Genomic DNA, 24,893 nt, shown 5'->3' with positions numbered 1-24,893 from the left:
ATCCTGAACCGTGTTGCGGCACGCATGTCGCCGTTATCACGTTCTCCGATAACCGGAACACAAGGAACGACTAAATGCTGAATTTCGACAAGGACCGCTTTCTCAAGATTCAAAGTGGTGCCGTTGCCATCGCAGAGGACGTTCGCGCCCTTATGCGCAATGAACTCGCCAATGGCGTGGAACGGCTCTATTTCATGGGGACTGGAGGCGTACAATTGCTGACATTCCCGGCCATCGAACTTGCCCAGCGCTATTCGACGTTTCCTGTCAGCGCACAATATCCTGCTCAGGTGGTTCTTGATCCCCCTGCTGGTTTTGATGAAAAAGCGCTGGTTGTTTTGCCCTCCCTTTCCGGGACGACAAAGGAAAGCGTCGAACTTCTGGCTTTTCTGAAGAAGCGTGGTGTTCGCACCCTGTCACTGACAGGGCATTCTGACACACCGCTGGCGCAGGAGGCAGATTACAACTTTACCAATTTCGCCGAGGACGATACCTCGTCGGAATCTTTCTATCTTCAGACCTTGCTAATCGTTCTTGCTCTTTTGGCCGAGCGCGGTGAAATCGACGATTACGAAACCATCGTTTCCGAACTGCAAAATGTTCCCGTCCTGTTGGCTGATGCCAAGGCTGCTTATGAAGATCAGGCTGCCAAACTGGCCAAGGCCATCCAGAATGAAAGTTATCATATTTTTACCGGCGCCGGCGCTGTGTGGCCGGAAGCCCATTATTATGGCATGTGCATTCTTGAAGAAATGCAGTGGATCCGAACTCGTCCGGTTCATGCGGCGGACTTCTTCCACGGTACGTTGGAACTGGTGGAACCTGGCGTCAGTGTCTTTGTCTTCAAGGGCGAAGATGCGTTCCGCCCGCTTTCGGATCGCGTCGAGAACTTTGTGAAACGTTATACAGATCGCGTCTGGGTTCTTGATACGGCTTCGGTCGAACTGCCAGGACTTTCCGATCGGGTTCGCAGCCTGATCTCTCCTGTCGTTCTGGCGACCCTGCTTGAACGGCTTAGCGCACATCTTGAGGTTCTGCGCGACCACCCTCTGACCACCCGTCGTTACTACAAACGCGTCGAATACTGATGCCACAAAACATCACGGAGGCTTCACATGGGAAAATCAACTAAAACAATGACGGTCACAATGACCGCGCTGGCACTTTTTGGTCTATCCGCAACGAGCAGTTTTGCCCGTGAAAACGTCATTGCCGATCCGAATGCAAAGGTCGATTACAGCGGTACGGTGTCTATTCTGACCAAATTCGGTCTGCAACAGCTTTCACCCTATTTTGCCGATATTGCAAAAGAATATGAAAAGCTGCACCCCGATGTGACGGTTAAACTTATTCAGGAAACCGATGACAGCGTTAAAGACAAAACCAAGGCACTCGTCGCAACAAATTCACTGCCTGACATCTATTTTTCCTGGACAGGCAGTTGGGGAGGCAACTTTATTCGCGGAAAACGCGCTGTTGACCTGACTCCGGTGATCGCCCCGGACACGGATTGGGGTAGCAAAATGACACCCGCTGCAGTTAAGGCTTTCATTTACAACGGGAAATATTATGGCATCCCGTTATATCTCGACGCGAAATTCATGGGGTACAATAAGAAGATCTTCGCCGATCTGGGTTTGAAAAAACCCGATAATTTTGAAGATTTTCTCAAAAGTTGCGATGTCATTCGCCAATCGGGCATCACTCCGGTTTCCATTGGCAACAAGGAAGCCTGGCCGCTTGTTCACTATGTCGGTCAATTGCTGGCTTATAACGTCCCGCAGGAAACGCTTGAGCAGGACTTCGACCCCGACACTGCCAAATATGACAATCCCGGCTATGTTTTAGCACTCGAACAGTTCAAGCAGTTTCAAGATCGTTGTACGGAGGGTGCGGAGATGAATGGCACATCCTACCGGTCCGCACTTCAAGCACTGACCGACGCAAAATCGGCCATGTATTATCAGGAAATCATCGAATTTGACCAGTCAACGGGTGCTGACAGCCAGTTAAAAACCGGCGATTTCGGCTTTTTTCCGTTGCCTGCGCCGGAAAATGCAACCGGCGACCCGCATGCCATCGAAGGTGCGCCTGAAGGATATATGATCAACACGGAAGCCGAAAATGTCCCGCTGGCGATCGATTTTATGAAATTCGTCACCACCAGGGAACACGGTAAAATCCTTTCGGCACCCCCTTATGGGCAACCCAGCGCGGTTATCGGCGGTGCGGATGCATCCATGATGAACCCGTCTGTTGTTGAAGGCATGGCCGAAATCGAAAAAGCTTCGTACCTGATGCCCTGGCTTGACACCGTTAACCATCCCCGCGTTGCCGCAGCATGGTTGTCCAGTTTACAGGCCCTGGCTGGTGGATCAATGACCCCGCAGGATGTCATGGGAACAGTCCGAGAGGCCTCAAAAGCCGTAGCAAAGTGAGGTCAGGATGACACCCTTTCCTGAAAATATTGAAAGCGGCGCCTTAGGATATGGCGCCGCGACCCGCGGGCTGCCGGAAGCCGAGAGCACTTTCCATTTTTACATGGGTAAAATACTGTCATTACGCTGGGCTCTTCTTGCACTCATTGTTGTTGGCTGGTTCGTCTATTTTCCAATTATCGACAATTTCAGGGTCAGTACGACCAACCAGGACATATTCACCGGTGAACTTACCAATGTCGGGTTTGCAAACTATACCAGGTTGTTCCATGACCCCGTGGTATGGCAGGCGCTTTGGAACAACTGCCTGTATGCGATCCTGTCTATTGTTTTTCAGGTCTTCGGCGCGTTTATGGTTGCAGCACTTATTGAAGGGCTGGGGAGCGTTCGCTGGCGGAATTTCTGGCGTGCCATCTATTTTGTCCCTTCTGCCATCTCGACCACGGTCACTGGCTTGCTGTTTTACTTCATCTATCAACCCGATCTGGGCTTGCTTGATGGTGCATTGAAATTTCTTGGACTTGAACAGCTTTCGATCCCGTGGCTGGGCAACGAGCACACGGCAATCTACGCGATCATTGCAATGAGCCAATGGCAGGGATTTGGCTATTCAACATTGTTGTTCACCATCGCGATCCAGAAAATTCCCAAAGAACTTTATGATGCCGCAATTATGGATGGTGCGGGGCCGTTGCGTCGCCTGTTCAAGATTACACTACCCATGACCCGTGAAATGACCGGTCTTATGACCATCGTTACTATTACCGGCGCCTTTCAGGTTTTTAACGAAGTAATGGTGATGACGGCGGGCGGCCCGAACAACAGCAGTCAGGTTCTTGGAACATGGCTTTACCAACAGGGCTTCATTCAAAACGACTTTGGCTACGGCGCCGCAATTGCCGTTGTGATCTTTGTTGTCACGATGATCTGTGGGGCAGCACAGCTTTGGTATACCAAAAGCCGGAGAGTACAGTCATGAGCAGTACGACTTTTTCCCCGCCACAGACCGAACACGCAAATGCGTGGGCCGTCATCGCCAAAACTTTCCTGCTGGCGTTTCTGGTGTGCCTGGGCATCATCGTTTTATATCCGTTATTCTGGATGGCATTGAGCGGTTTCAAGTCCAATTCGCAAATCTTTAACCAGCCTTTTTCGTTTCCCGATAACTGGTCTCTCGACAATTATGTTGCCGCGTGGAACCAGGGTGTCAGCACCTTTTTAACCTCCAGCCTTCTGGTAACGATCGCCTCGACCATCTGTACGATCTTTATCAGCGCATGGACGGCCTTTGGCTTGACCAGAACAAAAATGCCGGGAAAACCGCTTGTGATCATGTTTGTTCTTGGCGGCATGATGTTAAGCCCGACAGTCGCGGTTATACCGTTGGTGCGCATGTTGCAGTCGCTTGGCCTGTACAATACGCACTGGGCACTGATCATTCTTTACACTGCCTTTCGCGTTCCCTTCACGACCTTTCTGATCCGTGCCTATATGCTTGAATTACCACGTGATCTGGATGAAGCAGCCATGATGGATGGTGCCACTGAAGGTCAGATTTTCAGAAAAATCATGCTGCCCTTATGTCAGCCCATCATCGTTTCATGTGTGATTTTACACATCCTGTTTTCATGGAATGAATATCTGTTCGCGATGATTTTCACCAGCGACGTCAGTGTTCAAACCTTGCCGGTCGGCTTGACATCCCTGATGGCAAAGCATGGCACAAATTATGCCCAGGTGTTTGCCGCCATGACGATTTCGGCCCTGCCTATTGTGATCATTTTCTTCGTTATGCAACGCTACTTCATTCGTGGCCTGACAGAAGGTATCGGCAAATAATTCTTCTCCAGACAGGAGCCATTCCCAATGTCGCAACTTACGTCCCGCCAGCTGATTGGGGCCAATTTCAGCTTTCAACATTTTCCTTTTGAAAAGGTCGCCGAAGTGCTGCGCGATTTTGGTTTCAAGGAAATAGAATTATGGGGCATTACCCCGCATCTCGATCTGTTTCATGGCGATGATAGTCGTGTAAAACAGGTGCGTGAAATTCTGGTCGAACATGGCTTGTCAACCTGGTGCTACACGCCAGAACAGGTAATTTATCCGATCAATATTGCTGCAGGTGACCCCGTATTGCGGCAAAAAAGCATCGATCTTTTTTATCGCGCCGCTGATATCGCCGCTGATCTGGGGGCCAAATATCTCTTTTTGACATCCGGGCGCGGTTTTGAAACCGACTGCATCGAGAAAGCCTGGGAACATTCGGCCCATGCAATTGGCCAGATTGCCGATCATGCCAGACGGAACGGCTTGCGCTGCCTTCTTGAACCGTTGCAACGGGTTGAAACTAACCTGATCACCGATGCGCGCGGTCTTGAACGCATGCTGAATGAGGTGTCACGCGGCAATATTGACGTTGTCCTTGATACGGTCGGAATGGCAACAGCTGGCGATACTGTATCGGATTATTTTGAAAAATTCGGGGACCGGCTTGCGCATATTCAACTGGTCGACGGTACACCGAACGGTCATCTGGTTTGGGGGGACGGCAATTTGCCCCTTGGCGACTATGTGACGGAAATTGCGAGCTTCGGTTATAAAGGGAAAATATCGTTCGAACCATTTGGCAATGGTAGCTATGCACTTGATCCGGTCACGGCTCTTAGCCGAAACCTTCAGGCGATCTCGCCGTATCTTTACGATTGCGCGGTGTCGGCATGATGTCCAACACATCCCCCAAACTGATTACGGTCGGAGATAACTGCCTTGACGTTTATCTGACCAAGAATGTCATGGCGGTTGGCGGCAACGCATTGAACGTTGCCGTACAATGGACACGAAAAGGATGGTCCGCCCGATATTTCGGGGCGGTTGGCAAAGATAGTGAAGGGGACGTCATTGTTGACGAGATTACCCGGATCGGCCTTTCAAACGATGATGTCGAGCGCCTCGCCGGGGATACCGCGGTAACCCTTTTGCAGGAAAAAGCCGGTGATCGCCGCTTCCTGCTCGAGGATCTCGGGATTGGTGAAAATTACCTGCCGTCAGTCAGCCGCTACAAGGCCCTGATTAATGCTGACTGGGTCCATCTTGGAACGAATTCTTCGCAACAACTGGTCCGGCAACTTGTCGCTGACGACATCGCCTTCAGTCTTGACGTCTCGACGTCTCATTTTGCCATAACACTTGTTGGTGTTCCTTTGGTTTTCGCAGCCGGGCCGGAAAACCCCGACGAACAGGTTACGCCAATCATCGCGGCACTGCGGCAGGCAGGAGCAAAAAATGTCGTTTTGACCTGCGGAAAGCGCGGCGCTTATTTTGACGATGGCGCAACCATCTGGCATGCACCGGCCGAAAAGATCGATGTTGTTGATACATGTGGCGCTGGCGACAGCTTTATTGCCACCTTCATCACCGCGTTCTGCTGCGAGCATAAATCTGCCGAAACAGCCCTTAAGGAAGCCACAGCCTCGGCGGCGGAAACCTGTCTGCATCAGGGCGGGTTCCCCCAGAAACTTCGCCGCATACCGGCATGGCTGTTTCATAAATACGCCAAAGTTATTACGTCCGCGGAGGACTGCTGACATGTCAAAAATTCAACTTCGTTTACCTAGTATTGCTGCACGGGATGACCGTTCTTTCTGGTTGCATGATACTGCAATTTCAGCCGCGACAAACCGGCAGGAAGGCGAACAACATGCCGATGTTGTTGTTGTTGGCGGTGGTTACACCGGACTGTGGACAGCTTTACGCATTCGGGAACAGGCCCCCGAAACACGTGTTGTTGTCCTTGAGGCAGATTTTTGCGGGTCTGGTGCTTCGGGCCGGAATGGCGGGCAAGTTCATTCCTGGTTTGCCGAACTTGACCACCTAAGTGCTGTTGTTGGCGAACAGGAAGCACAGCAACTTTGTGTCGCCTCGGTCGATGCCATTGCCGAACTGGAGCAATTGCAAAAATCAGGCATGATCGACATGGATTTGCGGCTTGACGGTTGGTTCTGGACGGCAAGTTCCAGGTCCCAGGAAGGCGCATGGGACCGGGCGCTTGCCCTGACGAAAGCCGCGGGTGTCGATCGATTTAAGGTATTATCGACGGCAGAGATAGAAGCTCGCACAGGCTCATCTGCATCTTATGCGGGAATTGTCGAGCCAAATGCAGGTACGGTCCACCCCGCAAAACTGGCAATTGGCCTTAGAAACCTTGCCATCGTCAAGGGTGTGATCATTCATGAACAAAGCCCGGTAACCAACATCACTCCCGGGAAATGTTGCAAAGTGCAAACACCTCGCGGAACCGTGCATGGCAAGAAAATTGTACTGGCGACCAATGCATGGCTATCAGCCATTCCCGAGCTTAGACAATATATGTATGTCGTCGACAGTCAGGTGATTGCAACTGCAGAGATACCGGATTTTCTTGATCACATCGGGTGGCGGGACGGTTCGGCGATTTGTGATTCACAAATGCAGGTTCTTTATTACCAGCGCACCAAAGGTGGCCGCATCGTTTTTGGCCGGGGCAGTGGCAATGTTGCCTTTCGCGGTAATTTCGGCGCTGATTTCAATCGAAGCCCGGAACATGGCCAGGATAACATACGGGAACTTCATCGTGTTTACCCTGCATTGCGCGATGTTCCGATAGAATTCGATTGGGCAGGGGCCATCGACTGCGTTGCAGATCATGTTCCGGTCTTCGACCATTTGCGTGAACATCCAAATATTTTTTACGGCATGGGGTTCAACGGCACGGGAATTGCCCAAACTCCGATTGCCGGGCGAATTCTTGCCAGTCTGGTTCTGGGAAAGCAGGACCGCTGGAGCAGCAGCGGCCTGGTCGGAATTAGCCGGCGTCTGAAACTGCCACCGGAACCTTTCCGTTATCTTGGTGCAAAACTGGTGCGCCGTGCCATTCGCCGCCGGAATGCTGCCGAAATTCAAAACCTCGCACCAGGTTCCATCACCCGCTTTATCTCGGAACTCACTCCGGGCCGCCGTGTACAAGACTGAGATAATCCGCGTCTGCGCAAATCTGGAATAATAAAAAGGGGAAGGCTTATGGCCGAATTAACATTGCAAAACGTGAAGAAATCCTATGGCGAATTGTCCATTCTTCACGGCATAGACCTTAAAATCGCCTCCGGCGAGTTCACGGTATTTGTCGGCCCATCCGGGTGCGGAAAATCAACATTGTTACGCTCTATTGCCGGTCTGGAAGACATTACATCCGGTGAATTGCGCATTGACGGGCAATTGATGAACAAAGTACCGCCATCTCGTCGCGGGATTGCGATGGTGTTTCAATCATACGCTTTGTATCCGCATATGACCGTGTATGAAAACATGGCCTTTGGCATGCGGATCGCAGGGGAGCACAAGAACCGGATCGACGAACGTGTGCGTCAGGCGGCGGCCAGTCTTCAGTTGCAAGACTATCTTCAACGCTTTCCAAAGGCGTTGTCAGGAGGGCAGCGCCAGCGCGTTGCTATCGGGCGGGCAATTGTCCGTAATCCAAGGGTGTTTTTGTTCGACGAACCGTTATCCAACCTGGACGCGGCCCTGCGTGTGGCAACGCGTATCGAGATCGCCAAACTGAAAAAGGCAATGCCGAACGCAACGATGATTTACGTAACGCACGATCAGGTCGAGGCCATGACACTTGCCGACCGGATTGTTGTGCTGAAAGACGGCAAGATCGAACAGATCGGGTCACCGACAGAACTTTACAGAAAGCCAGGTAACCTTTTCGTTGCCCAGTTTATCGGCTCACCTGCAATGAATATATTACCCGCGATTATCGACCAAACTGGCACCAGGACCATTGTACACCATATTGCGGACCGCAAAGTGCAGGTCCCAGTCACCACTGATACACAAACACATGGATGCGATGTCCACTTTGGCATCCGCCCGGAAGATTTGTTTGTTGCCCCGGGCGAGGAATATGTTGTCGAAGGCCTTGTTGACCATGTTGAACAACTTGGCGAAGTTCAGCTTGTCTATGTAAAGGTCGGCACGGAAGAGAGAACAATCGTGGCTAAATTGCCCGGTTATGCGGAAATCGAGATCGGCAGCACATTAAAACTCGATGCCAAACCTCAGGACCTTCATCTTTTTGATCAGGCAGGTCAGTCTCTGCTTCAATAGGATGCCTCGAAGATTAAATCAGAGACTTCGTCCTGTCGTGGCTCTGATACCTGCCATTGGATCAGAGCTTCCTTATGCACAACCTCAAGACCGGGTTAGAGCCATGTTAACAATCCTAGTGAAAGGGCCGGAATAAATGTCACCAGTCCCAGCACGACGAGCATTACCAGATAGAATGGCAATAGGGATTTGATTGTTCGTTCGATGCTGACGCCACCGACGCCGCAGCCGACCATGAGCGAAATACCAACTGGGGGTGTGCATAGTCCAATACCGAGATTAAGCATCATGACGATGCAAAAATGGATCGGATTCATGCCGATTTGGGTGACAATCGGTAGCAGGATCGGAGTGAGGATCAGAATAAGGACGCCCATATCCATCAACATTCCCAGAACCAGAAGAAGTAAATTGACCATAAGCATAATGGCAATCGGACTGGATGAGACGCCAAGAATGAAATCCGCAAGCGCAGAAGGAACCTGTAAATAGGAGAGCAGAAACCCGAACGCGGAGGATGTCATGATAATTGCGACAACCATTGCCAGCGTTTCAAGCGTGCCACTCATGATTTTACGAGCTTTTGCGCCGTCCATTGAACGGTAGATAAAGGTTGTCACCAGGAGGGCGTAGGCAACGGCTATGGCTGCTGATTCAGTGGCAGTGAATATACCGAAAATGATACCGCCTATGATGATAACGATAGTGAACAGTCCGACAGAGGCCCTGGTCAGAATGCCAACTGCATCTTTAAGGCGATAGCGCTCGCCGCGGGGGTGGTTGTGTCTGATCGCCATAATCCAGCACAGCAGCATCAGTGAGCCAGACAAAATCAGCCCGGGAATATAGCCGGCGATAAAGAGACTGCTGATTGGAAGGCCGCCTGCAGCAAGTGCAAAATATATCATGTTCTGGCTTGGTGGAATCAGAACGCCCTGTACTGATGAGGTAACGGTCACTGCAACCGAATATTCGGCAGGGTATCCCCTGTTTTTCATTCCCGGTATCAGAAAGGAGCCGATGGATGCAACATCGGCAACAGATGACCCCGAAATTCCGCCAAAAAACGTACTCGCAAGCACATTTCCCTGGGCAAGGCCACCTCGGAAACGTCCTACCAGTACATCTGAAAATTTCACAAGTCGGTCTGATATCCCACCTTCGGTCATAATATTGCCGACAAGGATGAAAAACGGGACGGCCAGAAAGGTAAAAGAGAAAAGCCCGTTAATCATGCGCTGACCGATCATCATCAACGGCAATCCCAGATAGAATGCTGTGATCGAGGACGAAAGGCCAAGGGCGAAAGCAACCGGAATCCGGATTACCATGAGTCCTGTAAAGCTGCCGAGAAGCAGCAGTATTCCGATTTCCTGTTCGCTCATCTGTGGGCTTCCGCTTCGGGGTTGGTATCTGTGCTTAGTGATCGGGTAACAAGGTTCGTGATTGCGTTTAGTCCCATAAGGCAACCACTAGAAAAGGCCGAGAAATAAAGCCAGCTTTTGGGGAGTTGAGAGGCGGGAAGCCGACTACGCCCGGTAACAGTTACCAGGTCCCATCCCTTGAATATAAGGATGGAGGCAAAAATCAGGATCGCGATCTGGGCCAATGCATCAACGACTTGTCTGCCACTTGGCGGCAGCAGATCGCGAAAAAACATGATGGAAATGTGGCTGTGTCGGCGTACTCCGATTGCCACAGCAAGCATACCGAACCAGACCAGGCTGATCATTGCCACTTCTTCGGACCATTTGGTCGGATTGTTAAATCCGAAGCGCAAGATAACCTGAAGCACGGTAACGATGACGATTAGTTCCAGCAGTCGATAGCAGATAAACTGCGCGACAAGATTGGCACCATCCACGATAGTGGCAATCTGCTTTAGGCGATTTTGCACTGGCACCACTTGGTTTGCCTCTTGGAAAAGCAGGTCAGGGGCAGTGCCCCCGGCCTTTGTTGGGGGAAATCAATTCACTTCGCTAATGCGATTGATGTAATCGCTCAGTTCGGGGAATTCGTCATAGATTGGCAGGATGGCCTGCTGGAAAGGCGTATTGTCAACCGGCAATACGGTAACGCCAGCGTCAATAACGGTCTGTTTTGCCTCGGCATTTGCTTCAAACATCAGTTTACGTTCGTAAAGAGCTGCTTCGTGGGCTGCACGTGAAATGGCATCTTGCTGTTCAGTGGGCAGGCCATCAAAGGTCTCCTTGTTCATGACAACAATGGCGGGAGGACTCAGATGTTCGTCTTCAAGAAAGTTCTTAGCCACTTCGTAGTGGCCTGAGGTCAGGAAGCTTACGAAATCGTTTTCCGCCCCATCCATGACGCCGGTTTGCAGACTGGAAAAGACTTCGCCATAGTTCATCGGGGTCGGGATTGCGCCCAAAAGCTCTACCATACGTATTGCAATAGGGGAGTTCTGGACGCGTATCTTCCGGCCTTTCAGGTCATCAAGACCGGTCAGCGGCAGGCCTTCACGTGTGTAGAAGCTGCGGGAACCAGCTTCCATGAAGTCAAAGCCGACAAGGCCTGCTTTGGTCATCTCGTTTCTGACGTCTTTGCCGATGTCTCCGTCAAGAACCGCATATTTGTGATTGGTATCCTTGAAAATGTATGGCAGTGCAAAAACGCCGACAGACGGTGTTACATTTGCAAGTGTTACGGCATTGACGCGTGTCATTTCGATAATGCCGACCTGGGTTTGCTCGATCGTTTCTGTTTCCTGACCAAATTGCCCGCCGGCATAGACCTGAATCTGGATTTCGCCATTGGAATATTCCTGTGCTAGTTCGGCAAACCGGTGCATGGCGATGGTTACCGGGTTGTTTTCAGGCTGGTTTTCGGCCAGACGCAGGACGGTTTCGGCCAATGCTGCCTGTGACGAGGTCACAAGAAACAAACAGGCAGCAAATGATTTTATTACGCTGGGGTATCGCATTAATAGGTCTCCGTTAATATAAAGCGTTGCTGAATGCTGTGTTCAAACAGCCCGCCCTGTTGGCATTAACTCTTGTATTCATTGCCGAGTTTTTCTGCGGAAGGTGCATCGAGAAAGAGATAGGTGTTCGAATGTTTTTGAAGCGAGGAGGCTGGGCACATGTCGCTGACCGGGCCTTCTAGCGCACCTTTCACGGCGTCGGCTTTGCGGGCGTCGGGAACGGTGCAGATGATGGTTCTGGTTTTCAGAATTTGCGGGATGCTCATAGTGATGGCGTATAGGGGAACGTCATCAATAGACGGGAACCAGCCCTCAGAAACCTGCTGGCTTCTGCAGGCTTCATCCAGTTGAACCCTGAGATAGGCCTGGTCAGTTTCCAGATCCGCAGGCGGGTCATTGAAAGCAAGGTGCCCGTTTTCTCCGATGCCGATAAAGGCAACATCGACGGGCCGGGAGCCAACCGTGTGGTTTAACCGCGCAATCTCCTGTTCCGGATCTGCAAGGCCATTGATGGCTTCGAAATGTTTAAGTGACGGAATTTGTTTCACAAAACGTTCGATCAGGTATCCGACGAAACTGGCCGGGTGATCCTTTGGCAGTCCGATATATTCATCCAGGTGGAAAACGCTGCATTTTGACCAGTCGATATCGGTGCGGGCGACCAGGGCCCGCAGCATATCGAACTGGCTTGCGCCAGTGGCAAGGATGATCCTGGCCTCTCCATGCTCAGCGATGGTTTTAACGATCAGGTCACCACCGATTGCCGCAGCTTGTGCGCCAGAGTCCTGTTTGGATTTATTGATAAAGATTTTCATATCATTCAAACTTTATAGTCAGGGGTTCAGGAATTTATGTGGACTTGCCAATTGCCGATACGTGCCCCGGTCACATGCCATTGGGCGTCGTGCTGTTGCCAGAAAACGCATTCGGCAATATCGCCGACAGACGGAATGGCCGATTTCCCAAGAACGGAGAGCGGGGTGTTGCGGGCCATGCAAAAGGTTGTGGCGAGGTCGTAGCCATGCCAGTTCATGATATTGCGGACGCACTGATCGAGCGTTACCCCTGATCCGGCAAGATAGGGCGATCCCGGTTCACGCACGATGCCATCCGTGCCACGTTCGATTGTGACATCTCCCAGGGTATAGGTGCCTGGCCGTGCCGCTGCGGCGGCGGTTGCATCGGTTACCAGGGCAACACGGCTTGCTTGTTTTGCCCTGATCCAGGACTGCAACATATAAGGCGGTACATGAACGCCATCGGCAATAAGTCCCGCAATCAACCTGTCTTCGCCAAGTTGCGCAAAAAGCGGATTGTTATTTTTCTCAAGCATGTGGGCGATGCCATTTCCCAGATGGGTCGACATTGTTGCCCCGGCTTCTATGGCTTGGAGGATTTGGTCGCGGGTGGCACGTGTATGGCCAAGGGAAACGGTCGTTCCCCGGCTGATAAGTTCACGTATGAACTGCGTGCTGCCGTCATGCTCCGGTGCCAGGGTCATCATCGCGATAGGAGTTCGCAACCCCTCGGTCAGATAATCAAAGTTTTCAATACTGGGCAGACGCATTGCATCTTTGGGGTGACATCCGGCATAACCGTCTTTGGCCGACAGGAACGGGCCTTCGATATGGATGCCGTCGATCATCACCGGGCCAAGGCGGCTGTTGCAGATTGCACTGTCAAGGGCGCGCAAGCGGGCGCGGAGGCATTCGGTGTGGGCGGTAATAATGGTCGGTAAACACCGTGTGACGCCGGTCGCAAGCATTGCTGTCAGGGCATGATCAAGTTCTTCGGCAGTCAGGTCATCTTTGTTGAAATCAATGCCGCCAAAACCGTTTACCTGTAGATCGACCATCCCCAATGTGGACATTTCATTTGCCTCCGTGTTTTTGGGGGTGTCCACGGATGCAATTCGACCGTCACCTGCGACGAAGAAGGCAAGGGGCTTTGTCGGCCCGGATATGATGACCCGGGATGTCGTCGTCTGTTGTAGTTCCAGCATGCTTACTCGCTTGTTATTCGCGTCTTCGTCGTTAGAGATTGTTGTTTTTCAACTGGTCCCATCAGCCAAGATGCCGGATGCGGGGGATGTATTTATCTTCGAGGACCTTGTTGGCAGCATCGCCGCCCGGCATGTTGGCGCTGCGCCAGACCGGTGGTTTCCCATCCATGGCAATGATTGCCCGGATCGCTTCGATCACAAGAAGGTTGAGAACAAACACGTTGCAGAAGGTTGACGTTGATCCCGTTTTTTCGTCGCAACCTTCAATGTCAACGATTGCATCGCCTAGTGGCAGATGGTTTTCGAGAAAGTAATCTGCTTCGGAATAAAGGTTTTTGCCGGACTCATGACGGGCAGGATGATCCGCTGGAAGATTATCGGCAAAAGACCGCGAAGTGACAGCAATCACCTGCATGCCGCGTTTTCGCGCTTCCAGAAGAGTATCAATGCACATAGCGTTTACGCCGTAGGCATTGACGATCACAATGACCTCGCCGGGTTTTTTACCAACCTGGTAAGAGTCCAGAACGCCTTTTGCATAGCCATGAGTTCGTTCGATAATGTTGGACCGTTTGGCGCCGTGGATCAGGTTTGTGCCCGGATCGAGGATTGCATTGATCGGGGCAAGGCCGCCTGCGCGCCACAGCAGTTCTTCGACACCCATGTTGGAATGACCACCCGGGCCGATAACATGGATCAGCTTGTCTTCCATGATGGCTTTTGCCATTACGGTGGCGGCCTTTTCAATTTCGGGCAGGCCCTCATGGATCTTGTCCATCAGCGTTTTAATCGTAGCGTGATAAAGTTCGGTTTCACTCGACATTTGAATTCTCCTTTTTGCGCATAAGGCGCAGGTTATCTGCCAGCCGATCAGCGCTGACGATAAAGAACAGGACGGCTGATACGGAAATGGCGGCGTAGGCATAGCCTGTTGGCAGATCCCATGTGTCAAAGGGGATGCGCATACGCTTTTGTGCGATCTCTATTCCTTTGAAAAACATGATTGCAAACAGGCTCATGGCCAGAAGTTCAATGAGAATGGCGATTGCCCGACGGGCCTTGTCTGGCAGACGGATGACAAAGGCATCCACCATCATGTGTCCGTTGGCGGCGTGCAGGACAGCAGCCCCGAGAAACACTAGCCAGACAAACATTAGTCGTGTGGCATCCGGCACCCAAAGCCAGGTGGTGCCAACAAGATAGCGCAGCACAATCTGGACTGTGAACAGACCGAAGATCGACATGAACAGCGTGGTGATGACAATTTTTGAAACGGACAGCAAAAATCTGATTATGGTTTTCATTGCCATCTCCTTAATTGCCGAAAACAAGATTGGGCAACCAGGTGACGAGTGCAGGGACATAAGTGCACAAAAGCAGAACCCCGATGAGGGCCAGCACAAAAGGCCAGATTTCTTTCAGAAGTTCTCCGAACCCTACCTGTGCAATCTTGCATTCGAGGAATAGCAGTACGCCAATCGGCGGGGTTAGCAGCCCGATCATCAGATTAAGGACCACGATCACGCCGAAATGGGTCGGATCAATACCGAGTTCGATGGCGATTGGAAGAAGCACAGGAAAGAAAATTAGCATTACCGGCACGGCATCGAGGATGCAGCCAAGGATCAAAAGAAAAATGTTGATCAGAAGAAGGAATGTGAAGGGCGACAGGTCCCATTCCCGTATGAGTTCGCCAAGTTGATCCCCAAGCTGGACATAGGCAATAAGGTATTGATAAAGGCCGACAACAGCGAAAATGATCATCACCGATGACGAAAATACAGCCGAATTGAAGAAGATGCCCGGCAGTTCTTTGAGATGGATGCTGCGATAAACGAAAAGGGAAATGGTCAAAATATAGAGAACGGCCAGAACCGAGACCTCGACAAGTGTAACGAAGCCGAAGATTAGACCGCCAAGGATGATAACAGGGGCCATGATTGCGAAGAAAGAATCCCGCAGAAGTAGCTTTAGCGCACTCATGCTTAGTTCTTTTTGGACGGTGGGGTAGTTGCGTCGTCGACTGATTACAAAAATTGCTGCGACTAATACGGTCCCCATAAGCAAACCGGGGACTATGCCGCCCAGAAACAACTTTCCAACAGAAATTCCGGAAATAATTCCGATAAAGATCATCGGGATACTAGGGGGGATGATTGGACCCAGTACGGCCGCAGCACCATTGATTGAAGCCGCAAAGGCCCGGTCATAGCCGCGTTTGACCATGGATGGAATAATCACGGATGAAACCGCACTTGCGTCGGCAACTGCCGACCCCGAAACCCCGGCGACGATCAGGTTGACGACAACTGCAACATACGCAAGTCCGCCTTTGGCGCGACCGATCAGGTAATCTGCCAGCTCTGTCAGTTTGGAGGTGATCCCGGATTTGTTCATAAGTTCGCCAGCAAGAATGAACATGGGGATCGCCACCAGCGTAGCAGAATCCACACCACCGACCATCGTTGATGCGACCATTCGAAGGGATATTTCACCTTCGATCAGGATATACAAAACGCCGCTGACACCCATGGCCAGCCAGATATTCATTCCGAGTGCAATCAGCCCGAAAAGAATAACGAACAGAAACGCAATCATGGCTCTGACAATTCTTGATGGAGGAAGATCGGAGGCGGATCAGGCTGTGGACCGATTATCCGCTCCTGCCTTATTCGTAGGCTGCTATGGCCTTGATCAGACCTTTGGGCCATTTGTCGCCTTCGAAATTATCGAATGCGCCTGACAAAGCATCACGGATGCTATCAAGGTCGGGGTCCACTATTTTCATTTTGGTGGACAAACGATCGTACACGCTTGCCATTAATTCATTTAACAGTTCTGTTTCGTAATTACCGGCTGTTTCGGCAGCATCGGCAATGATATTCTGTTGTTCGTCGCTTAATTCTTCCCATTTTTCCGAAGACATAAAGAATGTCTCTATGTCGCGGATGTAATCAGTTTTCATGTAATATTGCTGAACTTCATACAGGCTGGCGGAATCAACAACTGCGGCGCCGTTTTCCTGGGCATCAACCACACCGGTTTTCAGGGCAAGGTAAAGATCGCTGAAGGGAATTTGTTGCGGTATGGCTCCAAGGGTCTGCATGGCACGCAGAACGGTTGGGCTTGCTGCAGTGCGTATTTTCAGGCCTTTGAAATCTGCTGCGGTGGAAATGGCACGATTTGCCGTCAGGCCGCGAGGGGCTGTTTCGCCATTTATTGCGATGATCTTGATACCGGTATCTTTTTCCGCAGCATTAATGATTGGCGCAAATATTTCTGAATCAAGAACGCCCTTCATGTGAGCATAGTCACGATAAAGGAAAGGAATGGCTGTCGCTTCAAACGCTTCGCCACCATTGATCCAGGCAAGTGTATTGATGCCACCATAAACCATTTCAAGATCGCCGGTCTGCATCTGGACGAACATATCCTTGGCACCGCCAAGTTGGCTGTTTGGATAGATCTTTACCTCGATTTCTCCGTTCGTTTTTGCATTTACAATGTCTGCAAATTTCAAAGCGGCGAGATGCGTTGGATAATTGGTGTCGCGGATGTGGCCAAGGCGAAGAACTTCTGTTGCGTTTGCACTAACGTATGGGGCAACGGACGCGCCAAAGGCAATCAGGGCACTGGTGATGATTCCTATTTTCATAAAAGCTTCCCATGATGATCTATGTTATTAGGGCGATCTATGCCGCCTGAATTAATTAATATCATACGTTGTTATTTAATATAGTCAAGTGATCATGCAGCTTCCATTCGACACTATAATTTCCGATTTTTCAGCCAGTGCGTTGGACCGCGACAAAACGCGGATCTATCAGGCAATATGTGACCAGGATGAAGTCAGCCGAAAACGGCTGGCAAAACACCTGTCAATGCGGCCGACGACAATCTCGACTTTGGTAAATGAGCTAATCAAAGATGAGGTTGTTGAAGAAGTGAGCACAGTAGCATCTTCAGGACAGGGGCGGCCGGAGGTTGTGCTGGCACCGGTGCGCGATCGTTTTATTGTTATTATGTTGCAAGTTGTTTCGCGTACCATCCGGTGTCGTCTGGTTGATATGAGTGGTTCCCTCTTGGGCGAGGAAATCATCGAAATCAATCGCGACGAAGCCGATAACAGTATGATCCTTGCCGCGACGGAAAGTTTGATCGAAAAGCTGATCGCAAACACTCCGGAGCGATCGGAAATTTTGGGTATAGGTATTGTTGTGCCGGGGATTATCGACCGGCAAAACAGGCTCTGGATTTATTCCGCGCGGTGGCCCCGGATGCAGGCTCTTCCTTTTGATGAAATTGGCGAGAAATTTGGCTTGCCGGTAGGGGTCAATCGCAATCTTAACCTAGAGCTTCGCACAAGATTGTTGCGCAAGAAGGAAGAACGGGAAGGTAGCGTGCTGCTTATCCATTGGGGTTACGGGATTGGCTCATCATATGCACTGAACGGATCAGTAATTGAGTCGAGCATTGGTAGTTTCGGGGAATTCGGGCACTGGACGGTTGACCCGTCATCAATGCGGCAATGTCATTGTGGAGAAAGTGGATGCCTGGAGACGATTGCTTCCTTGTGGTCGCTTCTGCCGGAGCTAAGAACGATATATCCCGTTGTTCCATCTGAAGAAACCGCGTTTGAGGCATTTACGCGCGAGAATGATATTTCCGAATTGCCAATGATCGAACGCGCGGTTGATGCTTTTGCTCTTTCCCTTGCCAATCTGAACAAGGCGGTTTTTGCCGATCGAATTGTTCTGACCGGCCCGTTCGTTAATATTCCATCTGTTCTGAAACGTCTGGAGAGCCGGTTTTTCCAGCATTTGCCGCATTATGCACATGGTAAATGCCAGATGTATGTGGCCACACTTGGTGCCTTTGATATTACCCAGGGCTGTGTCATGCCTTTTTTCGAGGAGCGGATGCGCACCATTTTTACAGCACATGATGAAGCCAGATAGCCGTATCTTTCGGTATAAGCGGGTTATTCAGTGCTACAGTACGATGTGCAGGCTAACGTAAATGAGGTGTCATGCCCTGTTGAATTTGAACAGCACGAGAAAACCCCGCCTTTGTCGGGACGTTCTCGTCATTCAATTCGCTTGCACATCTCGGCAGTTATCTCGATATGCGGTCTCCAACATCCCGGTAATTAAGGAATAAACTGATGTCTGATCATTCTCGTCGTATTGTTGTGCTGGGGACGGGGGGAACCATCGCCGGCTCATCATCAGAGGCGGGTGCCAATGTCGGTTATACAGCGGGGACGGTACCGGTAACGGCACTTCTGGACGGTTTTTCTGCTCCGGCGGGGTTCGAATTGCATGTCGAACAGGTCGCACAGATAGACAGTAAAGATATGGATTTTGCGACCTGGCACAGCCTTCTTTTGCGCTGCCAATATTGGCTGAGGCAGGATGATGTTGCCGGTTTGATTGTCACCCATGGCACAGATACCATTGAGGAAACATCGTTCTTCTTGCATTCTGTTTTACAATCATCAAAACCTGTTGTCATGACCTGCGCAATGCGGCCTGCCTCATCCAACAACCCGGATGGGCCGCAAAACCTCCGCGACGCCATTAGCGTTGCGACAACACAAGGGGCAACAGGCGTTATAATCGTGTGCGCCGGTGAAATGCATGGTTCTAAAGACGTCAGCAAAGTCCATCCTTATCGGCTGAACGCGTTTAGCTCAGGCGATGCCGGGCCCATTGGTTATGTAGAAGAAGGCAAAGTTCGGTTGGTGCGTAACTGGTCATGCTATGACGCGCCTTTCGTTGGCAATACGGCATTTCCGTTGCCCGCCGCAAATGAATGGCCCCGTATCGAGATCATCCTTAGCCATGCCGGAGCTCGCGGCGAGATTATTGATACCTTGATACGCGAAAAGCAGGAAAATCACCCTGACGCAGTGGCGGGCATTGTGCTGGGTGCAACAGGAAATGGCAGTCTTCACCAGGCACTGGAGAAGGGGGGCATCGCCGCACAGGACGCCGGTATACAAGTGCTGGTCGCCACGCGTTGCATTGCCGGACATATTATTCCGTCATTAACCGAAAAACTGCCCTTAAGCACTGATCTATCACCGACAAAAGCAAGGATTGCGTTGCTTTTACAGCTTCTTAAAGACCGCAAGGAATTGGCTGTTTCATAGAAAAATAATTCTTCATTTTCAGCTTGTTTGAAGCATTCACCCAAACAAACATATGAAACTGAAAAAAGTGGGAACTTGGTTTCTCGAACCAACCGTTAGTGCCGAAATGGATTTACCGCGTAGCATCGGATGAACAGCCAAGTGGCATAAGTTAGCGAATGCCGTTTGACTGTATGGATATCTTGTTTACAGGAATCCGGTCGTTGGCGGGTACCGTCAATGCCGGGAAGGCCGCAGATAGCCACACGCAACATCAAAGCCAGGTCAATTTTTCAAGATTTGACCGACACATTCATTATAGAGATTGTAAAAATTCTGAGGTTTACTTTCCTCGACGATCTGGCCTGTTTCTATGGAAATAATGAGGTCGGAATAGTCCGCGCATACGTTTTACGTTTTTGCTGTCCGCCCGATACTAAATGTCAAAGAGAGAGGCAAAGGATAGTCACATCCTTTGCCTCTCTAAAACTTGGTTTTATAATGCGGAATTGTATTCGAAATTATTGCAATAAAATCAGATCATTAACCCATCTTTTCGGAAGCATAACTTCCTGGGCTGGCGGGAAAGACAATGGTTTTATTGCCATTTAAAAAAGCGCGCTGGTGAATATGGGCATGAATGGCCCGGGCCAGCACCTGCGCCTCAATATCGCGTCCCAGGCTGACATAATCTTCAGGGGACTGGGCATGGGTGATGCGCACGATATCCTGTTCAATGATGGGGCCTTCGTCCAGGTCCGCCGTTACATAATGCGCCGTGGCCCCTATCAGCTTTACCCCGCGCACAAATGCCTGCTTGTATGGGTTTGCCCCCTTAAAGGATGGCAGGAATGAATGATGGATGTTAATCACCCGTCCTTGCATTTTCTTGCAAACCTGATCAGACAGAATTTGCATATAGCGGGCAAGAACGATCAGTTCGGCTTCTGATTCCTCGACAACTTCCATCAGGCGCTGTTCGGCCTGTGGTTTGTTTTCCTTTGTCACCCGAATGTGGTGAAAGGGGATGTCGTGATTAACAATCAGCTTTTGATAGGTCAGATGGTTGGATACAACCCCGACAATATCAATTGGCAAGGCACCAATCCGCCAGCGATACAAAAGGTCATTCAGGCAATGACCGAAATTTGACACCATCAACAGAACCTTGGTCCGTTGCGCGCTGTTATTAAGCGCAAAAGTAATGTCAAATTCGGCCGCGACCGTTTCAAAACTGCTGCGCAGGGTTTCAAGATTTGCGCCTGTTTCCGACCGAAACGTAATGCGCATGAAAAACTTTTCTGTTTGCGGGTCATCAAACTGCGCGGAATCAGTGATGTTGCAGCCGTGATCGGCAAGAAACCCGGCAATTGCTGCTACGATCCCACGGCGGGACTGGCATTGAACGGTAAGGACAAAATTATCCACAAATTGCTCCTTCCAGGAGGTTGGCTAGCTGGCAGGCTGGCAAGCTCAGGCCGCATGTCCAAAATGACGGGTCAAAAGATTGCAAAGCGAAACGGTCCAGGTTGTCGGTATCAAAAGGTCAAAGGTTTGATCCCCCTTGCGATCCACCAGCACCCCAACATTGTGCATTCCTGCCTGAACAAACGTTCCCACCGGAAAGGCCGAAGCCGAAAAATCAATGGCCATCACCCGGGCCAGCAAACCCGCAGCACCGGCCCCTTCAAGGCGCAGACACCGGCGCGCATCGGATAGATTCAGCACAACCATGTCATCGACACTGGCGTGATCGACCGGCATAGCGGACTGAAGCAGCACACGGTTCGGGGCAATACGCCATAACACGCTGTTTTCATGGCGCATGGCAGTGCGATAATCGGCCGGCAGCGACAGGCCAAAGGATTGCAGGGCAGCATTCACCGCCGGTTCAAACCCGTCCCACCCGGCAAACTGGGTAATATGCCCGGTTGCGACCTCGCTGATGGTTACGGCTTCACCTGTGCTGATGGCGCCATTGACCGGCAATTTGTTATGTTTAACCATTTTGACGAAGCCCTTCGGGGTCAAAGAAATGATGCGAGACGACCTTTGCCTGCAAGGTGCTGTTACCGACAAAATCGACAACACGAATGGTTTCACCCAAGCGGGTGCGACCCCGTGATAACAGCGCCAGGGCGATATTTTTCTTCAGGGCAGGGGAATAGGTTGTTGACGATACCCAGCCTTCACCGTGCCCTTCGGCCGGGCCGGTTTGGGCAAATAAAAGCGACCCCGCCTTTGCCCCCTGATCGCCAATAATTTCCAGGCCGACCAGGGTGGGACGGTCGGGGTTTTCGAGATGCGGGCGCTTGCGCAACACCGCGCCCAGGAACGGCTTTTTGCCCGATGCCAGGCCTTCCAGCCCCAAATCCTGCATTGTGGTGCGGCCTTCAATTTCCGCACCGGCAACATGGCCTTTTTCGATGCGAAGGGCACCCATGGCTTCGGTGCCATAGGGTTTTAACGAATGCACCTTGCCCGCCGCCATCAGGCTTTCCCACACCATTCGGCCCGATTTGGCAGGCACATAAATTTCATAGGCCAGCTCGCCAGAATAACTCATGCGGTGAAGACGGCAGTTAACACCATTAACAAGCACATTGGTAAAGTGATTGTTGGGCAGGGCATCGCGGCTTAAATCGTCACCGGTCACATCGGCCAGCAATTGCCGGGATTTTGGCCCCGCAATGGCAAAGGTCGCCCATTGGTCGGTAATGGTGGTGACATGCACCTTCAAATCTCGCCAAGCGGTATCAAGCAGCAACTCGGCCTTTGCCAGAATTTTCGCCGCATTGGCCGTCGTGGTGGACATGAAATAGTCATTCTTGCCCAGCCGTGCAGTTGCGCCATCATCGAGGACAAAGCCATCCTCGCGCAGCATCACGCCATATCGCAGGCGTCCAAGTGCAAGTGTTTTAAACCCGTTGGTATAAACCCGGTTTAAAAATTCGGCCGCATCGGGGCCCTGAACCGCAATTTTGCCCAATGTTGACACATCAACAATGCCAACATGTTCGCGCACATGGGCCGCCTCGCGGATATAGGCACGGCGCAAATCCTCGCCATTTTCGGGGTAATACCGTGGGCGCAACCAGGCACCTGCTTCAGTAAATTCGGCACCATTTTCGCGGTGCCAGTCATGAATAACCGACAGGCGGGTGGGGCGAAAATGCAGGCCGTGTTCATGGCCGACAATGGCGCCAATGGTAACCGGCGTGAAGGGCGGCCGGAACCGTGTTGTCCCGACAGCAGGAATATCCATTTTACGCAGTGCCGCCATCCGCGACAGCGCATTCAAATTCGATGTTTTCCCCTGATCGGTCGCCATGCCCGATGTGGTATAGCGTTTCAAATGCTCGACCGAGACATAACCTTCCAGATGGGCCTGGTCGATATCTGCCAGTTTGACGTCATGCTGAAAATCAACAAAGGCTTTGCCCGGTGTGGTGCCATCCGGCTTGGTAATGATGGTTACCGGCGACAGGTCATTGCCCCAGAACGGCTCGGTAAGGGTCAATTCCGGCGCGTCACCGGTTTTGCTACCGGCATCAAACCCTTGACGAAGCGCGTCTTCACAGCTTGTCGTGCCCATCAATGCGCCAACACAGGTGATGTTTTCACGCTGACGTTGAGGTAAAAATGCCTCAAGGCTTTTATGGTAATCGGGCTTGCCGAAACGCTGACTCCATAAATGTAAAACGGGGGCCCATCCGCCTGAAACGGCAATAAGATCGCATTTGATCATGCGTGGGCTGCCCGTTGCGTGGCCAGCCGTATCAACCGGTACAATTTGCGCGCCGGTCACACATTTTTTGCCCCGGGCCTGCAAAATGCCGTGGCCTGCCAACACCGTAATCCCCGCCCGCACCGATTTTTGCACCAGAACGGACGAAATATTTTCCCGCACATCGCAAATGGTTACCGTTGCACCGGCATCGCGCAGGTCAAACGCGGTTTGATAGGCACTGTCATTATTGGTGGCGAGAACAACTTCCTGCCCGCACAAAACCGCATAGCGGTTCAGATATTCGCGAACGGCCGATGCCAGCATGACACCGGGCACATCATTGCCTGCAAAAACCAGCGGGCGTTCCAGCGCACCTGTTGCCAAAATGGTTTTGGCCGCGCGCAACAAACAGTAACGCTGGCGCGGTTTGTCCGCTTCTGGCACCTGCATATGGTCCTGCAGGCGTTCAACCAGGCCAAACACATCACCATCATAGGCACCAAAGGCGGTTGTGCGGGTCAGAATGCGCACATTATCCATAGCGCGCAATTCTGCCGCCGTCTGTGCCAGCCAGGCATCACTTACGGACCCAGCCTGTTCATCCAGCAAACTGCCGCCCAGCACGTGGTCCTGGTCCACCAGCACTACATTATCGCCCTTGCGCCCGGCAGCCAGTGCTGCCGCCAGGCCCGACGGGCCAGCACCAATGATCAGGGTGTCGCAAAATGCGTTGATCTTTTCGTAATGGTCGGGGTCATCGATTGTTTTGGCAAAGCCCATGCCGGCGGCCTTGCGGATGAACCGTTCGCAAAACATCCAGAACCCGGTGCCCTGAAACGGGCCAATAAAGGTTTTGTAATAAAACCCGGCACCAAAAAATCGCGACATCAGGCCAAGGGGCGCGCCTATATCAAATTCAAGGCTGGGCCAGGCATTTTGCGGGGTCGATGATAAACCGGCAAAGGCTTCGACCAGGGTTGCCTGGGCGTTGGGCTCGTGGCGGGCGCCATCGCGCAAATGCACCAGGGCATTTGGTTCTTCGGCACCTGCCGCTATAATCCCGCGCGGACGGTGATATTTAAAACTGCGGGCGACAACGCCCTTGTTTCCGGCCAGCAGGGCCGATGCCAGTGTATCGCCGCCAAAGGCCGTAAACTGTTTACCACCAAAACGGACGGCAAATTTCTGGCTGCGGTCAATGCGGCCGCCATTTGAAAGTCTGCGCGATGTCATTTGGAAACCTCACGAGCAAGGAAGCTTTGACCCATTTCATGGGTCAGGGTATCGCGTTCAACCACCAGCCACTGGCGGCACCCCGTCACGTGATGCCAGTATTCGCGGTGCGGACCACGGGGGTTGTCACGCATAAAGACGTAATCGAGCCATGCTTTCTGGTCGGTTTCGGCAATGTCGGGCTGCTGCACGGTGGCATCGGCACCATAGGTAAATTCGGTTTCGTCGCGTAAGCCGCAAATGGGGCAATGAATTCTCAGCATGATTAAACC

Annotated in this window: 23 protein-coding genes; 10 read left to right on the top strand and 13 right to left on the bottom strand. The window is 51.5% G+C overall.

What is annotated here, in order from left to right:
* Nucleotides 1-74 precede the first annotated feature (74 nt).
* From J4E05_RS21255 to J4E05_RS21220, 8 genes are read left to right on the top strand one after another with little or no spacing between them, the layout of a single operon-like run.
* Nucleotides 75-1,088: an SIS domain-containing protein gene (locus tag J4E05_RS21255; RefSeq protein WP_085595000.1), complete on the top strand. Its 1,014-nt coding sequence runs from the start codon at nucleotides 75-77 to the stop codon at nucleotides 1,086-1,088.
* 27 nt (nucleotides 1,089-1,115) lie between these two features.
* A complete protein-coding gene (locus J4E05_RS21250; protein ID WP_349599889.1) occupies nucleotides 1,116-2,438 on the top strand; it encodes an ABC transporter substrate-binding protein in 1,323 nt (440 codons plus the stop codon).
* Between the two features lie 7 nt (nucleotides 2,439-2,445).
* A complete protein-coding gene (locus J4E05_RS21245; RefSeq protein ID WP_085595004.1) occupies nucleotides 2,446-3,417 on the top strand; it encodes a carbohydrate ABC transporter permease in 972 nt (323 codons plus the stop codon).
* Nucleotides 3,414-4,277, top strand: a complete 864-nt coding sequence (locus tag J4E05_RS21240) for a carbohydrate ABC transporter permease (protein ID WP_085595006.1) — start codon at nucleotides 3,414-3,416, stop codon at nucleotides 4,275-4,277. Before J4E05_RS21245 ends, J4E05_RS21240 begins: the two co-directional genes overlap by 4 nt.
* A 27-nt stretch (nucleotides 4,278-4,304) precedes the next feature.
* Entirely contained in the window at nucleotides 4,305-5,159 is an 855-nt protein-coding gene (locus tag J4E05_RS21235) for a sugar phosphate isomerase/epimerase family protein (RefSeq protein ID WP_349599886.1), read from the top strand.
* Entirely contained in the window at nucleotides 5,156-6,022 is an 867-nt protein-coding gene (locus J4E05_RS21230) for a PfkB family carbohydrate kinase (protein WP_349599883.1), read from the top strand. Before J4E05_RS21235 ends, J4E05_RS21230 begins: the two co-directional genes overlap by 4 nt.
* Nucleotide 6,023: 1 nt before the next feature.
* Nucleotides 6,024-7,445 carry an NAD(P)/FAD-dependent oxidoreductase gene (locus J4E05_RS21225; protein WP_349599880.1) on the top strand — a complete coding sequence of 474 codons (1,422 nt, stop codon included), beginning with the start codon at nucleotides 6,024-6,026 and terminating at the stop codon, nucleotides 7,443-7,445.
* 48 nt (nucleotides 7,446-7,493) lie between these two features.
* Nucleotides 7,494-8,582: an ABC transporter ATP-binding protein gene (locus tag J4E05_RS21220; RefSeq protein WP_349599878.1), complete on the top strand. Its 1,089-nt coding sequence runs from the start codon at nucleotides 7,494-7,496 to the stop codon at nucleotides 8,580-8,582.
* 95 nt (nucleotides 8,583-8,677) lie between these two features.
* Here J4E05_RS21220 and J4E05_RS21215 read toward each other — a convergent pair whose 3' ends face one another.
* From J4E05_RS21215 to J4E05_RS21175, 9 genes are all read right to left on the bottom strand, one after another.
* Entirely contained in the window at nucleotides 8,678-9,967 is a 1,290-nt protein-coding gene (locus J4E05_RS21215; RefSeq protein ID WP_349599875.1) for a TRAP transporter large permease, read from the bottom strand.
* Nucleotides 9,964-10,479, bottom strand: coding sequence for a TRAP transporter small permease (locus tag J4E05_RS21210; protein ID WP_349599872.1), 516 nt, complete (start codon nucleotides 10,477-10,479; stop codon nucleotides 9,964-9,966). Before J4E05_RS21210 ends, J4E05_RS21215 begins: the two co-directional genes overlap by 4 nt.
* 69 nt (nucleotides 10,480-10,548) lie before the next feature.
* Nucleotides 10,549-11,523, bottom strand: a complete 975-nt coding sequence (locus J4E05_RS21205; RefSeq protein ID WP_349599870.1) for a TRAP transporter substrate-binding protein — start codon at nucleotides 11,521-11,523, stop codon at nucleotides 10,549-10,551.
* A gap of 65 nt (nucleotides 11,524-11,588) precedes the next feature.
* The gene (locus J4E05_RS21200; protein WP_349599867.1) at nucleotides 11,589-12,338 is read right to left on the bottom strand and encodes a glucosamine-6-phosphate deaminase; all 750 of its coding nucleotides are present in this window, start codon (nucleotides 12,336-12,338) and stop codon (nucleotides 11,589-11,591) included.
* A 26-nt stretch (nucleotides 12,339-12,364) separates the two neighbouring features.
* Nucleotides 12,365-13,393: an N-acetylglucosamine-6-phosphate deacetylase gene (locus J4E05_RS21195; RefSeq protein ID WP_349599864.1), complete on the bottom strand. Its 1,029-nt coding sequence runs from the start codon at nucleotides 13,391-13,393 to the stop codon at nucleotides 12,365-12,367.
* Nucleotides 13,394-13,586: 193 nt separating this feature from the next.
* Nucleotides 13,587-14,348 carry a sugar isomerase domain-containing protein gene (locus J4E05_RS21190; RefSeq protein ID WP_349599861.1) on the bottom strand — a complete coding sequence of 254 codons (762 nt, stop codon included), beginning with the start codon at nucleotides 14,346-14,348 and terminating at the stop codon, nucleotides 13,587-13,589.
* Nucleotides 14,338-14,829: a TRAP transporter small permease gene (locus J4E05_RS21185; RefSeq protein ID WP_349599858.1), complete on the bottom strand. Its 492-nt coding sequence runs from the start codon at nucleotides 14,827-14,829 to the stop codon at nucleotides 14,338-14,340. Before J4E05_RS21185 ends, J4E05_RS21190 begins: the two co-directional genes overlap by 11 nt.
* A 10-nt stretch (nucleotides 14,830-14,839) precedes the next feature.
* On the bottom strand, nucleotides 14,840-16,123 hold the full coding sequence (locus tag J4E05_RS21180) for a TRAP transporter large permease (protein ID WP_349599855.1): 1,284 nt from the start codon (nucleotides 16,121-16,123) through the stop codon (nucleotides 14,840-14,842).
* Nucleotides 16,124-16,193: 70 nt separating this feature from the next.
* Nucleotides 16,194-17,180 carry a TRAP transporter substrate-binding protein gene (locus J4E05_RS21175; RefSeq protein ID WP_349599852.1) on the bottom strand — a complete coding sequence of 329 codons (987 nt, stop codon included), beginning with the start codon at nucleotides 17,178-17,180 and terminating at the stop codon, nucleotides 16,194-16,196.
* Between the two features lie 94 nt (nucleotides 17,181-17,274).
* Here J4E05_RS21175 and J4E05_RS21170 point away from each other — a divergent pair, with 94 nt between their 5' ends.
* The gene (locus J4E05_RS21170) at nucleotides 17,275-18,483 is read left to right on the top strand and encodes an ROK family transcriptional regulator (RefSeq protein WP_349599850.1); all 1,209 of its coding nucleotides are present in this window, start codon (nucleotides 17,275-17,277) and stop codon (nucleotides 18,481-18,483) included.
* 206 nt (nucleotides 18,484-18,689) lie between these two features.
* The gene (locus J4E05_RS21165) at nucleotides 18,690-19,679 is read left to right on the top strand and encodes an asparaginase (RefSeq protein WP_349599847.1); all 990 of its coding nucleotides are present in this window, start codon (nucleotides 18,690-18,692) and stop codon (nucleotides 19,677-19,679) included.
* A 522-nt stretch (nucleotides 19,680-20,201) separates the two neighbouring features.
* On the opposite strand, the gene purU is transcribed toward J4E05_RS21165, so the two are convergent.
* From purU to J4E05_RS21145, 4 genes are read right to left on the bottom strand one after another with little or no spacing between them, the layout of a single operon-like run.
* Entirely contained in the window at nucleotides 20,202-21,086 is an 885-nt protein-coding gene (gene purU, locus J4E05_RS21160; RefSeq protein ID WP_085594859.1) for a formyltetrahydrofolate deformylase, read from the bottom strand.
* A 45-nt stretch (nucleotides 21,087-21,131) separates the two neighbouring features.
* A complete protein-coding gene (locus J4E05_RS21155; RefSeq protein WP_349599844.1) occupies nucleotides 21,132-21,665 on the bottom strand; it encodes a sarcosine oxidase subunit gamma in 534 nt (177 codons plus the stop codon).
* Nucleotides 21,658-24,621: a sarcosine oxidase subunit alpha family protein gene (locus J4E05_RS21150; protein WP_349599842.1), complete on the bottom strand. Its 2,964-nt coding sequence runs from the start codon at nucleotides 24,619-24,621 to the stop codon at nucleotides 21,658-21,660. Before J4E05_RS21150 ends, J4E05_RS21155 begins: the two co-directional genes overlap by 8 nt.
* Complete coding sequence (locus tag J4E05_RS21145) at nucleotides 24,618-24,884, bottom strand: sarcosine oxidase subunit delta (RefSeq protein WP_349599839.1); 267 nt, start codon at nucleotides 24,882-24,884, stop codon at nucleotides 24,618-24,620. The genes J4E05_RS21150 and J4E05_RS21145 overlap by 4 nt, the downstream gene beginning before the upstream one ends.
* Between the last annotated feature and the right edge of the window lie 9 nt (nucleotides 24,885-24,893).

This window comes from Thalassospira sp. NFXS8, assembly GCF_040148805.1.
Classification (GTDB): Bacteria; Pseudomonadota; Alphaproteobacteria; order Rhodospirillales; family Thalassospiraceae; genus Thalassospira.
This window is presented reverse-complemented; position numbering and strand designations above follow the sequence as displayed.

What these genes read in the sequence shown, in the direction of transcription:
- J4E05_RS21255 (WP_085595000.1), top strand. Translation starts at nt 75, where the DNA reads ATGCTGAATTTCGACAAGGACCGCTTTCTCAAGATTCAAAGTGGTGCC.
- J4E05_RS21250 (WP_349599889.1), top strand. Translation starts at nt 1,116, where the DNA reads ATGGGAAAATCAACTAAAACAATGACGGTCACAATGACCGCGCTGGCA.
- J4E05_RS21245 (WP_085595004.1), top strand. Translation starts at nt 2,446, where the DNA reads ATGACACCCTTTCCTGAAAATATTGAAAGCGGCGCCTTAGGATATGGC.
- J4E05_RS21240 (WP_085595006.1), top strand. Translation starts at nt 3,414, where the DNA reads ATGAGCAGTACGACTTTTTCCCCGCCACAGACCGAACACGCAAATGCG.
- J4E05_RS21235 (WP_349599886.1), top strand. Translation starts at nt 4,305, where the DNA reads ATGTCGCAACTTACGTCCCGCCAGCTGATTGGGGCCAATTTCAGCTTT.
- J4E05_RS21230 (WP_349599883.1), top strand. Translation starts at nt 5,156, where the DNA reads ATGATGTCCAACACATCCCCCAAACTGATTACGGTCGGAGATAACTGC.
- J4E05_RS21225 (WP_349599880.1), top strand. Translation starts at nt 6,024, where the DNA reads ATGTCAAAAATTCAACTTCGTTTACCTAGTATTGCTGCACGGGATGAC.
- J4E05_RS21220 (WP_349599878.1), top strand. Translation starts at nt 7,494, where the DNA reads ATGGCCGAATTAACATTGCAAAACGTGAAGAAATCCTATGGCGAATTG.
- J4E05_RS21215 (WP_349599875.1), bottom strand. Translation starts at nt 9,967, where the DNA reads ATGAGCGAACAGGAAATCGGAATACTGCTGCTTCTCGGCAGCTTTACA.
- J4E05_RS21205 (WP_349599870.1), bottom strand. Translation starts at nt 11,523, where the DNA reads ATGCGATACCCCAGCGTAATAAAATCATTTGCTGCCTGTTTGTTTCTT.
- J4E05_RS21200 (WP_349599867.1), bottom strand. Translation starts at nt 12,338, where the DNA reads ATGAAAATCTTTATCAATAAATCCAAACAGGACTCTGGCGCACAAGCT.
- J4E05_RS21195 (WP_349599864.1), bottom strand. Translation starts at nt 13,393, where the DNA reads ATGTCCACATTGGGGATGGTCGATCTACAGGTAAACGGTTTTGGCGGC.
- J4E05_RS21190 (WP_349599861.1), bottom strand. Translation starts at nt 14,348, where the DNA reads ATGTCGAGTGAAACCGAACTTTATCACGCTACGATTAAAACGCTGATG.
- J4E05_RS21185 (WP_349599858.1), bottom strand. Translation starts at nt 14,829, where the DNA reads ATGAAAACCATAATCAGATTTTTGCTGTCCGTTTCAAAAATTGTCATC.
- J4E05_RS21180 (WP_349599855.1), bottom strand. Translation starts at nt 16,123, where the DNA reads ATGATTGCGTTTCTGTTCGTTATTCTTTTCGGGCTGATTGCACTCGGA.
- J4E05_RS21175 (WP_349599852.1), bottom strand. Translation starts at nt 17,180, where the DNA reads ATGAAAATAGGAATCATCACCAGTGCCCTGATTGCCTTTGGCGCGTCC.
- J4E05_RS21170 (WP_349599850.1), top strand. Translation starts at nt 17,275, where the DNA reads ATGCAGCTTCCATTCGACACTATAATTTCCGATTTTTCAGCCAGTGCG.
- J4E05_RS21165 (WP_349599847.1), top strand. Translation starts at nt 18,690, where the DNA reads ATGTCTGATCATTCTCGTCGTATTGTTGTGCTGGGGACGGGGGGAACC.
- J4E05_RS21155 (WP_349599844.1), bottom strand. Translation starts at nt 21,665, where the DNA reads ATGGTTAAACATAACAAATTGCCGGTCAATGGCGCCATCAGCACAGGT.
- J4E05_RS21150 (WP_349599842.1), bottom strand. Translation starts at nt 24,621, where the DNA reads ATGACATCGCGCAGACTTTCAAATGGCGGCCGCATTGACCGCAGCCAG.
- J4E05_RS21145 (WP_349599839.1), bottom strand. Translation starts at nt 24,884, where the DNA reads ATGCTGAGAATTCATTGCCCCATTTGCGGCTTACGCGACGAAACCGAA.